The 13,716-nt window shown below is 33.0% G+C and carries 7 protein-coding genes; 4 read left to right on the forward strand and 3 right to left on the reverse strand.

The window, feature by feature from the left end:
- Positions 1 to 132: 132 nt before the first annotated feature.
- From dnaE to trxA, 4 genes are all read left to right on the forward strand, one after another.
- On the forward strand, positions 133 to 4,659 hold the full coding sequence (gene dnaE, locus ACKVOV_RS10115) for a DNA polymerase III subunit alpha (RefSeq protein ID WP_409206639.1): 4,527 nt from the start codon (positions 133 to 135) through the stop codon (positions 4,657 to 4,659).
- 236 nt (positions 4,660 to 4,895) lie between these two features.
- Positions 4,896 to 5,234, forward strand: coding sequence for a hypothetical protein (locus ACKVOV_RS10120; RefSeq protein WP_409206640.1), 339 nt, complete (start codon positions 4,896 to 4,898; stop codon positions 5,232 to 5,234).
- A 511-nt stretch (positions 5,235 to 5,745) separates the two neighbouring features.
- Positions 5,746 to 6,711, forward strand: a complete 966-nt coding sequence (locus ACKVOV_RS10125; protein ID WP_409206641.1) for an outer membrane beta-barrel protein — start codon at positions 5,746 to 5,748, stop codon at positions 6,709 to 6,711.
- 188 nt (positions 6,712 to 6,899) lie between these two features.
- A complete protein-coding gene (gene trxA, locus ACKVOV_RS10130) occupies positions 6,900 to 7,217 on the forward strand; it encodes a thioredoxin (RefSeq protein WP_348075581.1) in 318 nt (105 codons plus the stop codon).
- A 147-nt stretch (positions 7,218 to 7,364) separates the two neighbouring features.
- Here the strand turns inward: trxA and ACKVOV_RS10135 are convergent, their stop codons facing one another.
- The 3 genes from ACKVOV_RS10135 to ACKVOV_RS10145 form a co-directional block, all read right to left on the reverse strand.
- Entirely contained in the window at positions 7,365 to 10,637 is a 3,273-nt protein-coding gene (locus ACKVOV_RS10135) for a reprolysin-like metallopeptidase (RefSeq protein WP_409206642.1), read from the reverse strand.
- Positions 10,638 to 10,799: 162 nt separating this feature from the next.
- A complete protein-coding gene (locus tag ACKVOV_RS10140; protein ID WP_409206643.1) occupies positions 10,800 to 13,001 on the reverse strand; it encodes a tetratricopeptide repeat protein in 2,202 nt (733 codons plus the stop codon).
- Positions 12,998 to 13,716: LytR/AlgR family response regulator transcription factor (locus ACKVOV_RS10145; RefSeq protein WP_409206644.1), on the reverse strand; the 719-nt coding region annotated here is incomplete at its 5' end. The genes ACKVOV_RS10145 and ACKVOV_RS10140, both read right to left, overlap by 4 nt.

Consider the following 13,716-nt stretch of genomic DNA (forward strand, 5'->3'; position numbering starts at 1 on the left):
ATCAAAACCATCTCAATCGAGATGGTTTTTTTTGTTAATAACTAAAATTGACATTCAACTACATAAGATGTATTTTTGTTTTTATCTAAAATAAGCTTACGGTTTACAGCCTAAAGCCTAATGCTCAATAAAATGTATTTAATCTTCGATACCGAAACCACAGGATTACCACGCAGTTGGTCAGCACCAATTACGGATACTGACAACTGGCCTCGTTGTATCCAAATCGCATGGCAGCTCCATGACGAGATGGGAAACCTTATCGAGCATCAAGATTATCTCATTAAGCCAGAAGGATTTAATATTCCTTATGATGCCGAACGCATTCACGGTATTTCTACCGAATTAGCAATCGAACAAGGATTTCCGCTACAAGAGGTTTTAGAAAAGTTTAATATTGCTTTGTCTAAAACTAAATTTATAGTTGGACAAAACGTAGGATTCGACGTCAATATCATGGGTTGCGAATTTCATCGTGCCAATATTGGTTCCACTATGGTTAAAATTCCAGTTTTGGACACCTGTACCGAAGTTACAGCTTCCTTATTAAAATTACCTGGAGGTCGTGGTGGAAGATTTAAATTGCCAACATTAACAGAACTTCATCAATATCTTTTTAAAGTTCCATTTTCGGAAGCGCATAATGCTACTGCCGATGTTGAAGCAACGACTCGTTGTTTTTTAGAATTAATAAAAAGAGAAGTTTTTACCAAAGAAGAACTTGAGGTAGAAGCTAATTATTTTCACGAATTTCAGAGTAAAAATCAAGGAGAAATTCAGCTCATAGGGTTAAAGCACATAAACCTTAAAGAAGCTTCTGCCGAAATTGCCAAACGTTTTCAACAAGCTGAAAAAGTTGAGACGAAAACACCAATTTCAATAGAAATTACTCAGGATTTAGCAAATGCAAAGTTTGCGCATTTGCACAATCACACTCAGTTTTCGGTTTTACAATCTACAATTTCTGTGGCTAAACTCGTTGCTGCTGCTGCAAAAAATAAAATGTCAGCCGTAGCCATGACCGATCATGCAAATTTGATGGGTGCTTTTCATTTTGTTAGAGATGTATTGAATCAAAATAAAACTGCCGCTACAAAAAATGCCACTGCAAAAGAAAATGGGGAAGAAGCCACTGAGGTTGAAATGAAACCCATCGTAGGTTGCGAATTTTTTGTTTGCGACAATCACAAAGACAAAACCAAAAAAGACAACGGTTATCAAGTTGTTTTCTTAGCAAAAAATAAAAAAGGCTATCATAATTTAGCTAAAATGTCTTCCATAGCTTACACGGAAGGTTTTTATTACGTACCAAGAATAGACAGAAATGTTATCGAACAATATAAGGAAGATATTATTGTTTTATCAGGAAATTTATACGGAGAAATTCCTAGTAAAGTTTTAAATCTTGGAGAAAATCAAGCAGAAGAAGCTTTGTTATGGTGGAAATCGCAATTTGGAGATGATTTTTATCTCGAATTGATGCGTCACAATCAAGAAGACGAAAATCGTGTGAATCAAACTTTGATTTCCTTTGCAAAAAAACATGAAGTAAAACTCATTGCGACTAACAATACTTTTTATATTTCTAAAGATGATGCTAATGCACATGATATTTTATTATGTGTCAAAGAAGGTGAGAAGCAAGCCACACCAATAGGTAGAGGTCGCGGATATCGATTTGGATTGCCCAATCAGGAATATTATTTCAAATCGGGAGAAGAAATGAAGCAATTGTTTTCTGATTTGCCTGAAGCCATTGTCAACATTCAAGAAATTGTCGATAAAATAGAAATTTACTCGTTATATAGAGATGTCTTATTACCAAAATTTGAAATTCCAACCGAATTTTTAGTTCCAGAAGACGAAACTGATGGTGGCGTTCGAGGGGAAAATGCCTATTTGCATCATCTTACTTATGAAGGTGCCAAAAGAAGGTATTCAGAAATTACACCCGAAATTCAAGAACGAATTGATTTCGAATTATTAACCATACAAAATTCAGGATATCCAGGTTATTTCCTAATAGTGCAAGATTTTATCGCCGAAGCTAGAAAAATGGATGTGTCTGTTGGGCCAGGTCGTGGTTCTGCAGCTGGGTCGGTAGTGGCGTATTGTTTAGGAATTACCAATATTGATCCACTTTTATACAATTTGCTTTTCGAAAGATTCTTAAATCCTGATCGTGTGTCGCTTCCCGATATCGACATCGATTTTGATGACGAAGGAAGAAGTAAAGTCATGGATTATGTGATTGAAAAATATGGAAAAAAACAAGTAGCACAAATTATTACTTACGGAACTATGGCTGCCAAATCAGCCATTCGCGATACAGCCAGAGTATTAGATTTACCACTTTTTGAAGCCGATAAAATTGCCAAATTATTACCTGGAATGCTACCTGGAAAATGGAATTTGGCTCGTTTTATGAATGACACCGAGGTTGAAATTAAAAAAGTTTTACGTCCAGAGGATTTCGACCGAATGAAAGAATTAATAATACTTTCTAAAGAAGAAGATTTGGGTGGTGAAACCATTCAGCAAGCACAAATTTTGGAAGGAAATCTTCGTAACACAGGAATTCATGCTTGTGGTGTGATTATTACGCCAAGCGATATTACCAATTTTGTTCCCGTAACAACCGCGAAAGATTCCGATTTATATGTCACCCAATTTGACAACTCCGTAGCCGAAAGTGCAGGATTGCTGAAAATGGATTTCTTGGGACTAAAAACCCTAACCTTAATAAAAGATACGGTAAAACTCGTAAAATATAGAACCGGAAAAGTGCTCGATCCTGATACATTTCCTATTGATGATATAAAAACGTATGAGCTTTTTCAACGTGGCGAAACTGTTGGGATTTTTCAGTACGAAAGTGCTGGAATGCAAAAGTATATGAAGGAACTGAAGCCTACAGTTTTTAACGATTTAATCGCCATGAATGCCTTGTATCGTCCAGGACCAATTGCTTATATTCCGAGTTTTATTAAACGAAAAAACGGAGAGGAACCTATAGAATATGACCTTGAAGCTTGCGAAGAATTGTTAAAAGACACTTACGGAATCACCGTTTACCAAGAGCAAGTAATGCTTTTGTCACAAAGATTAGCCGATTTTTCTAAAGGTGATGCCGACGTTTTGCGTAAAGCCATGGGGAAAAAACAACGTGATGTACTAGACAAAATGAAACCTAAATTCGTGAGTCAGGCTGTTGCCAAAGGTCATGCCGAAGAAAAACTAGAAAAAATCTGGAAAGACTGGGAAGCCTTTGCCGAATATGCATTTAACAAATCGCATTCTACTTGTTACGCTTGGATTGCTTATCAAACGGCCTACTTAAAAGCCAATTATCCAGCGGAATATATGGCAGCAGTTTTGTCTAATAACATGAGCGATATTAAGCAAGTCTCGTTTTTTATGGAAGAGTGCAAACGCATGGGATTAGCTGTTTTAGGTCCAGATGTAAATGAATCGTTTTATAAATTTACGGTAAATGATGACTATGCTGTTCGTTTCGGAATAGGCGCTGTAAAAGGTGTGGGAATGGGCGCTGTAAATACTATTGTAGAAAACAGAAAAGAAGGAAGCTATAAATCTATTTTCGATTTAGCCAAACGTGTAGATCAACGAGCTGCCAACAAAAAAGCCATCGAAAACCTTATTCTAGCAGGTGGTTTCGATTGTTTTGCAAATACACATCGGGCGCAATATTTTCATACCGATGGAGACGGAATTACATTTTACGAAAAAGCCATACGATTTGGTGCGAAGTTTCAGGAGAACGAAAATTCATCGCAAGTCAGTTTGTTTGGTGATACGAGCGATGTGCAAATTTCCGAACCCGTAATTCCGCCTTGTGAGGAGTGGAATACAATGGAAAAACTAGCAAAAGAAAAAGAAGTTGTTGGGATTTATATTTCAGGTCACCCATTAGATGATTATCGATTCGAGATGAAATATTTTTGTAATAATAAACTCGAATCTCTAAAAAGTTTAGAACAATATGTGGGTAAAAATCTCTCTTTTGGAGGAATTGTGACCAATGTGCAACACCGAACGGCTAAAAACGGAAAAGGTTGGGCATCGTTTGTTTTAGAAGGTTATGACGAGAGTAATGAATTCCGAATTTTTAATGAAGAATACCTAAAATTCAGACATTTTCTGGTTCAAAATCAGTTTGTGTATATTAGAGTTAATATAAAAGATGGTTGGGTAAACCGTGAAACAGGTAAAAAATCAGATCCGCAAATAAATTTTTTGCAAGTAGAATCTATACAAGATGTTTTGCGAATTTTCGCAAAAAAGCTGGTTATTCATCTAGATATAAAAGATTTACGAGAAGAATTAGTTTCTAAACTAAATACTGTTTTTGATGCTAATAAAGGCGATAATACGGTTTCTTTTGAGATTTTAGAATTAGAAAAAATTAAAAAACAAATTGAAGTAGCACCTGTCGAAGCAGATGATATAGAAATTGTTCTAGATGAAAATGGTGATATCCAAGAATCTGAAAATCCTGAGGCAATAGTTGCTACTGAAGTCGAAGAGATTAAAGTAATAAACAGAATTTCTATGAACAGCCGCAAGCTAAAAATTAAAATCTCAAATGAGTTGCTTAATGAATTGGAGCGATTGCAGGTTAATTTTAAGTTGAATTAAAGTTCGTTTAGAATAAAAAACATATAAATCTTATTAAAGTTACTGACAATATTAAATCCATCGATGAAAGAGGAATAATTAGATAGAATTAAGACAAAATCGTAGGAAATGTTTCTGAACTTAGAAGATTAGTTTAATAACTAATTATGAAAGGTTAAATGAAATCTCAGAAAATCTCGAAGAAAAAATAACTTCAATCACTGAAGGGTTTACTAAACTAAAAAACGAATAAATCAATGAAAGGAAATTTTAATTACACTAATAGTTTATCTGTTTTCTTAGAAAGTTATAAGAATGAATCTAGGCGAGAATATCCATCATACTCTTTTCTGTATTCATACTCAGAAAAACTTCTAGAATTAATAGATAAATGGAGATTAGAAAATCCCGAAATAGACAAAACTATTTTGCTTAAAAGGAATGTTCAGGATTTTAAATCAGATTTATTTGGAAATTTAAAACACGATTATGAGAAGAGATTGAAAAGATATTATCAAAAATGGTCTTTTGAAAAAAATAAAATTGACAGTTTTAAATCTCAATTTTTAAATATTGTAAAGGAAAATGAAAAGTAATAAGTATAAGCCGAACACATACCAGCCGTTTGTAACAATTACATTTTATAGTAAATTTTAAAAACAGTTTTTTACTTCAACATTGGTTGTTTGTTATTGATTCTTTTTTAACTTTTGTATTTATTCGAACTAAAAAAACATGCAGTTTGTCATTCTGAGGAACGAAGAATCACATAATATAAAGACCATAAAACACGATTGTAGCTAAATTAAAATCATAAAGTTAGTTTTTGTAACTTAAAGTATTATCATCATTTTTTTTCTCACAACAACTTCCACGCTTTAAATAGTAAGTTATTTCCTAATTTAAAATTACTATTTAGCCTCTATTTATAAACTATTGGCATGTGATTTCCATTTTTATTTAATTATAAGTGTTAATTTTTTTTTGTAAGTAGCTGATTTTTACTATGCACGCATAATAAGGTTATTTTAAGTACTATTCTATTTTGAAAATGTTTCCAAATAGCAGTCAAATTATTTAATTTTGCGCTTTTAAAACCCCAAAATTATGATTAAAAAAGTATTTTTATTAGGATTAATGGTTTGTTCTATGACAATGGTAGCACAAACAGAAGGTGAAACACAACCTCAAAAAAAAGAAAGCTGGTATTTTAAATTAGGAGGTTCTTACTTCGTGCAAACTGCAGCAACTGAATTTCCAATTGTAAGTGGCCAATTACCAAACTCAGATGTGTATGCTGATAACGGAACTACTTTGATTTCAAGAAAAACCAATCATGGATCTTTCGGAGAAGGAGTTCGTTTCGGAGGAACTGTTGGTTACCGTTTTACAACTCGTTTAGGAGCTGAAATGGGAATCAATTATTACATGGGTAATAATAAAACAATGGTTGAAACTACACACAGATTAGCAGGAGCTGGCCCAACTTTCGTTGATGGTACAGCTGAAGGAAGAATTAAAGCGTTAGACTTATCTCCGGCTTTGGTTTTGTTCTTAGGTGAAGTACATCATTTTGAGCCTTACACTAAGGTAGGTGTTATTATTCCTATTCACGGTGATTTGACAATTGAAACAAACCGTACGTATACTAACCCAGCGGGTATTACTAATACGTATAGTAAAGATGTTGTAAAACCTAAGGCAACTGTTGGTTTTCAGGCTGCTGTAGGTACTTCATACAAATTAGGTAGTCATTTCTCATTATTCGGTGAATTAGAATACCGTAACTTTACAGTACATGGTAAATCTAAAGAAACAGAAGTATATACAGAAAACGATGTAGATAAATTATATACTCCAACAGCTTTCCGTCCTGACGCATCTTATTCTGCAAGTCACGTGAATTATGTAGACGAATTAAATAGCGGTTCTAATAACCCTTTGTTTAATCCTAATACGGGAACAGCTAATCCTAATGATACCACAAGACCAAATGAGGCTATGAACGAAATCAGTTCTTTTGTTGGAATTAGTGGTTTAGGTTTAACTATCGGACTTAAATACACGCTATAGTTCTTAATAGTTAAGTTTTAATATGTTTAAAAGCTGTCTGAAAGGGCAGCTTTTTTTATTTAACATTCTCATGGTTAAATCCTGTAATAAAAAATGTCAATACATTTATAGTTAAAACTGATTTTCAAACGGCAAACTATCCAAAATAAAATTCTACTTTTGTATAACAATTAATAAAGAAAAAGAAAATGGCATTAACAATAACCGATGCAACTTTTGAGGAAGTTGTATTAAAATCATCACAACCAGTATTAGTAGATTTTTGGGCAGCTTGGTGTGGTCCTTGTAGAATGGTTGGTCCAGTTATCGAAGAAATAGCAACAGAATATGACGGGAAAGCTGTTGTAGGAAAAGTTGATGTAGATGCAAATCAAGAATTTGCTGCTAAATACGGAGTTAGAAATATTCCTACAGTTTTAGTTTTTCAAAACGGAGAAGTTGTTGGAAGACAAGTAGGTGTAGCGCCTAAACAAACTTATGCTGATGCAATTGATGCATTACTATAATCGTTTGAGCTACAAGTAAAATAATTTCAAAATAAAAAAGGCCTAACTCAAGTTAGGCCTTTTTGTGCTAATAAATGTTTATGTATTATGCAAAAAAAATCCCGCTATCATGGCGGGATTTTTAATTTTAACTATTTTTAGAAAACATTATTGTTTTACAAAACGTTTTGTAAAAGTCGATTCATTGTCTGAAATTTCTAATATATAATTTCCAGAATTGATGTTTGAAACATCAATAGAACCATTTGAAATTTTTCCATTCATAATCGTTTGACCTAACAGATTGTAAACTTTAAAAGTAGCTTTTTCAGAAACTGAAGTTACGTTTAAGATTGAAGATGTTGGGTTAGGGAATAAGTTAATATTTATACCACTATTTCCTGCTGTTTGCGTTTGTTTTGCTAAAGCAGTAATATTTACAGTATAATCTTCAACTTGACCATAAGTGAAAGATTGGCAAGAAGTAGGAATCGCATTATAATCCATAGAAACTCTCATTCTTGTTGTTCCTAAAACTGCAGTTGAAGGAATAGTAAATGTTCCAGTTACAGGAGTTGTTTTAGAAGCTGCTTTAGAGAAAACCAATTCGCCAGCATCTGTAAACAATCCATTTTGGTTATAATCTATCCAAACTGCATAACCTTCACTATATACAGTGCTTGTCCAAGTTGGTGTAATTGTAATTGTATAAGCTGTTGCTCTAGCAGCATTTGTAGATAATGCGGTAAAGTTTTCGTAACCTGCAGTTCCTGTAGAAGTATTACTAATGGTTCCAAAAACAACTTTTCCAATTCTTTCGTCGGCAGTATTACTACTTGTAGAAGTACAATAGGTAACAGTTGTTGTTGGTAATGTAGTTACACTAACTACGTTACTTGCTGCCGAAATATTTCCAGCAGCATCTTTTGCTTTTACAGAAAAAGTATAAGCTGTTGAAGCTGTTAGTGCAGTTACTGCAAAAGTTGTTCCTGCAACCGAACCTTTTAGTGTTGTTCCTTGGTAAACATCGTATCCTACAACGCCCACATTATCCGTAGAAGCTGTCCAAGAAAGATTTGTAGTTGTTGATGTTGTTCCAGAAGCTGCTAAAGCAGTTGGTGCAGTTGGTGCAGTTGTGTCAGAAACAGGAGCAAGAGTTGTAACACTAACTACATTACTTGCTGCAGAAACATTTCCAGCAGCATCTTTCGCTTTTACAGAGAAACTATAAGCCGTTGAAGCTGTTAATCCAGTTACTGCAAAAGTAGTAGCGGTTGTTGTGCTTCCTATTAGTGATGTTCCTTGATAAATATCATATCCTGTTACTCCAACATTATCAGTAGAAGCTGTCCAAGATAAGTTTGTAGTTGTTTGTGTTGTTCCAGAAGCTGCTAAAGTTGTTGGTGCCGATGGAGCAACAGTATCTGTAGAACCAGAAGTAATTGTAAAGTTTACATTAGAAATATCAAAGAAGATATGATTGGCTCCTTTTACCATAATTCTATTACTAGTTCCAGGTGTGTTAGGAATTGTAACCGCTTGAGTTCCGTCATTAGGTGTTCCTAATAATAAAGCAACAGGATAAGTTAAACCACCATCTGTAGATAAGTAAATATCCACATTAGCACAGTTTACACCGTTTGCTGTTGTTCCAGCCACATTCCAAGTTACAGTTTGAGAAGATCCACCTGCGTAAGAAACTGCAGTGTTTGGAGAACTTACTGTAAATGGACCTGCCGTAGCATTAACCGTTACTACCATATCATCAAAATTAGTTTGACCAACTTTAATTGGAGCTACTGAGCTATATGGAGCATTATCTCTTACTGTTAATCTGAAATTTAATGTTCTTGCTACAGAACTTAATGCTTCCACATTAATACCATCATTTCCTGTTCCGGCTGTTGTTGCAGAATTTGCTACAACTGATTGTATAATTGGGAAATATCTTGTTGGTGAAGCTGTTGGACTCCATGATCTCCAGTTAGGTCCAGAAGCTTTAGCAATACTTGCTACACTACTTGCTCCAGTTTGTGTTCCTCCGTCGTCATTTTGTTCCCAGCAATAAGTTAAAGCATCCCCAGTGTTTGCATCAGTGGCAGAACCAGTAAGTGTAAACGGAGTGCTTTTAGGAATTGTATAATCTAATCCTGCATTTGCAATTGGAGTTGCATTATTTGCAGAAATAGAAGTCGTTACAGGACAAGTTTTAGTAGCTAAATTTGCTTGAATTTGAGCAATAGTTGCTTCATGATAAATATCGATAGAATGAGGAGCAATATCTTGAGATGTAATTCCTGCATAACCCATAATAGTTACACCAGAACCTACTTCTTTACTAACTCCAGATCCTTCGTTGCTGTTAGAAAAAGTGTGGTTTCCACCTAATTGATGACCTACTTCGTGAACAACATAATCGATATCAAAATTATCACCTTGAGGAATACCGTCAGCAGGTGAAGTTATACCTGAACCTTTAGCAGCATCACATACGCAACCAATACACCCAGCATTTCCTCCTCCTCCAGAAGCACCAAACATATGACCTATGTCATAATTTGCAGCACCAATGGTATTTGTTAATGTTGTTTGTAGTGAAGCATTCCAGCTTGATAATGTTGTTGAGTACGGATCGGTTGCAGCATTATAGAAAATTACACTAGTAGTGTTTGCTATAAGATTTAAGTGTAAAGCCAAATCTTTTTCATATACTCCATTGCAACGAGTTAATGTAGCATTGAATGCAGCCAAAACTTTTGCTTGATCGGTAGAATTACCAGCTGTACTTGCCCCAAAATAAGCTGCATACTCACCATTACAAGACTGAGCCAATCTCATCACTTTTAGCTGAGCTGTACTAGATTTGTTTGTACTAGGAATTTGATTGTTAATATCTAAAACAAGTGCATGATCGTCAGTAGAGCATGTCCAAGGTAGTTTGCCTTTTTCTCTTTGTGATTTAAAAACGGCATAAACAGAGTGATCTTGAGAATATGGTTCGATAAACTCATTTTCTTTATCAGATCTAAAAATCATCGTTTGAATCCCTTGAGGAGAAATACTTAATTTTATTGTAGCATATCTGTCAGTAATTCCTTTTCCCGAATAAGCTCTAATTTCTGGAAACTGGGCTTGTAAAGCAGGTTCGAAATTTGATGCTTCTATCATTTCAAATTGTTCGAATTGACCATCAGCATTTGGCAATGTAATGTTTACAGTTTGATTGTTTGATCTGTTAATTGTCGAAAACAAAGAGTTTCTTAATTGAGCAGTATTCAAATCATATAATTCAAACGTTTTTGGAAACGATAATCTAGCTACACCTTTGTCGGTAGCTGTAATTTTATTGGTAGTTGCATTGTGTGCAGACCAATATTTACCCGTTTGTGCTTGCATGTATCCGCAAGCAAAAATGGATAAACTTAGAATAAATTTTTTCATAAAATCTGGGTTTTTTAGTTTGTAGTTTGCGAATATATCAATGTTTTTTTATTTAAAATACAGAATACTTAAAATAATTATAAAATATCGATAAGATATACAAAAAAACCGATTATATGTAAAATGTAATATATTCTTGCGAAGAGGGATTTTTTAAATGTATTATTTTTTAAGATTCAAGATAAATGTAGTTCCTTGATTCAATTTAGATTCTACTTTAATTTCACAATTAATAGCTTTTGCTAAATCTCTTATTAAGTGTAAACCTAGTCCAGTTTTAATGCCTACAACTTCTTTTTCATCATAAAGTGCTTTAAATTGTTCGTTAGAAGCGCCTTTTCCATTATCAGAAATAGATAAAAATATTTCGTTTTTCTCTTGCCAAGCTTTCCAAATTATAGTAGGATTATTTGTTTTATATAGTGCTTTTATAGCATTTCCAGTAAGATTTCTAATAATAGTTTTTAGATAATTTTCATCGGTAACCATTTTAAGATTTGAGGTGTTTTCGAATGTTATTCTAACTTTTTCCTCACTCGAAAAGTGTTTTTTAGTATCTTCAAATATAGTTTCTACTGCAATATTTTTGGGTTGAGGTTTGAAGTTTTCCATTTGGCTTTTGCTCCATTGCAAAATATCTTCCATTGATGTTAGAAGATTCTCTGCTCCACTCATGGTTTTGTCTTGCATTCTTTTTATGCTTTCTTCATCAAGTAGTTCAGGATTTTCTTTTTGAAGTTGTAAAAAGTTCACCAAATTGGCTACTGGACCACGTAAGTCGTGATTTAAAATGCTGAAAAATCTAGTTTTGGCTTTGTTGGCTTCGTCTAATTCGGCATTTTTTAAATCTAAATTTTGGTTTAAAAGTAGGAGTTTTTCGTTTATTTTTTTACGATTTCTATTTTGATAAAAAAGTAAACTTCCAATTATTGCAAGTAATAAAAGTCCAGCAATTAGATACCATTTTTGTTTTTCCTTAACTTGTATAAAAAGGTTGGCGATTTTTATTTCTTTTTGCTTTATTTCAACTTCTTTTTCAGCTATTGTTAGTTGCTTTTTCTGAGCATTTTTAGCAAATTGTTCTGCTTTTAATTCGGACTGTGTTTTTAGGTAGTTTAATCTTACTAAATCTCTTTCTTTGTTGCTTTCTCCTAATTTAGCATTGTTCAGGGCTAATAAGAGTTGCTGCTGTTTAAGATTTTGATCATCAAGTAATTGTTTGGTTTTATATTTTTCTTCTTTTGTGTCAAATTCATATTGAATTTCTAGTCGAGAAATTTGTTTTCTATTGTTTTCATTTTCAATTTCATCTTTAGCAGAAATGTATTTTTTAAAATAAATATAAGCACTATCCATTAGTCCTTCCTTTTCGTATAAATCACTCAAGCTGTTAAAAGATTCTTTTTGAATGTCTTTGATGCCAACTTCAAGAGCTAAAGCATTGGCATTTTTTAAAAATTTCCTTGATTCTTTAAAATCTCCTTGTTTTAGGTAATATTCCCCAATTCTTTGATAATTGACTGAAATTCCTTTTTTATTTTTTAATTCTTCATTTATTTTTAGTGCTTTAGAATGATTTTCAAAAGCATCATTAAAGTTTTTCTGTTCAATATTTACACTAGCAACATTTCCATATTCTCTTGCAATACCAGATTTGTTATTTATTTCGATATTTTTTTTCAAAGCTTTGTTAAAATACTCAAGAGCATTGTTATATTCTTTTTTTTGAAAATAAGTATTTCCAATATTTCCTAAATTTGCGGCGATTCCTTCCTGATAATTTGCTTTTATATGTGTTTCTAGGGCTTCATTATAATGTTTTAATGCTAAATCATAATTCTTTAATTCACTATAAATGATACCCATATTGCCATTTGCAAATCCGGCTAACTTTGTTTCTTTTGTTTTTTCGCATATTCTAATTGAATTTTGATACAATTTTAATGCTTCTGGATATTCGTTTTGAACTGTTTTTATTCCTCCTAAATTCGAGTAACATAAAATAATCCCTTTATAATATTTAATTTCTTCAAAAATCTTTAGTGCTTTAGTGAAATAATTTTCAGCTTCTTTAAAACTACCTTTCATGTAGTTTGCAGCACCCAAAAGTTTGTTAGATTCCCCAATTCCTTTTTTGAAATTTATTTTTGATGAAATTTGCAGGGACTCATTGGCATATTGAAGCATTTTTTCCGGATTGGAACCATAACAAGCCATTGATAATTTTAGAAGCGTATTTACTTTTAAAGAGTCCTGTTTGTTATTTTTATTAAGTTCTATAGTTAAATCATCTATGATTTTAGTGTTTTGAGAAAAACTTAAAAAAAAGAAAAACAAAAAAAGTAAACTAAAGTATTTTCTCATATCACAAAATTCAAATTATCTTTAAAACTTCTTCCAACAGGAATAAAAATATTGTTCTTTAATTCAATTTCTTGACTTCCTATTTTTTGTATAAATTGTTTTTGAACCGCAAAACTGCGATGAATTCTTATAAAAGATTGAAATTTTTCTTCTTGTAATATCTCACCTAAATTAGATAAAACGCAATGCCGTTTTCCTTCAGTAACTAAAATAGTATAATTTTTTAGGGCTTCGAGATATAAAATCTCATGCAATTTTATTTTTATTTGGTCGTGACCCGTTTTTACATAAACAGTATCACCACCAATAGAAGATTCAAACAAACTGGCTTTTAATTGTACTTCCATAAACTCTTCAATGCGTTTAATGGTTTGTTCAAAACGAGGAAATTTGAAAGGTTTTACAATAAAATCTAAGGTTTGCAACTCAAAAGTCTCAGCCGCAATTTCTGAATGGGATGAGATAAATATGCAAACTGGTATTTCGAGCGCTTTTTTACGAAGTTCTAATCCTGACGCACCTTGCATTTCAATATCTAAAAAAGCAATATCAATGGCATTGTTTTCTAAAAAAGCAAGTGCCTTTTCGGCAGAGTTAAAAATACCAGCAATGTTTAACGTAGGAAATCTTTTGGCATACGATACAACTACAAGCCTATCCATCTCGTCATCGTCAACTATTATGCAGTCAAAAGGTTTCATAAAAGGAATATTTT

This window comes from Flavobacterium sp. (genome assembly GCF_046153165.1).
GTDB lineage: Bacteria > Bacteroidota > Bacteroidia > Flavobacteriales > Flavobacteriaceae > Flavobacterium.

What these genes read in the sequence shown, in the direction of transcription:
- ACKVOV_RS10140 (WP_409206643.1), bottom strand. Translation starts at nt 13,001, where the DNA reads ATGAGAAAATACTTTAGTTTACTTTTTTTGTTTTTCTTTTTTTTAAGT.
- ACKVOV_RS10120 (WP_409206640.1), top strand. Translation starts at nt 4,896, where the DNA reads ATGAAAGGAAATTTTAATTACACTAATAGTTTATCTGTTTTCTTAGAA.
- ACKVOV_RS10125 (WP_409206641.1), top strand. Translation starts at nt 5,746, where the DNA reads ATGATTAAAAAAGTATTTTTATTAGGATTAATGGTTTGTTCTATGACA.
- dnaE (WP_409206639.1), top strand. Translation starts at nt 133, where the DNA reads ATGTATTTAATCTTCGATACCGAAACCACAGGATTACCACGCAGTTGG.
- ACKVOV_RS10135 (WP_409206642.1), bottom strand. Translation starts at nt 10,637, where the DNA reads ATGAAAAAATTTATTCTAAGTTTATCCATTTTTGCTTGCGGATACATG.
- trxA (WP_348075581.1), top strand. Translation starts at nt 6,900, where the DNA reads ATGGCATTAACAATAACCGATGCAACTTTTGAGGAAGTTGTATTAAAA.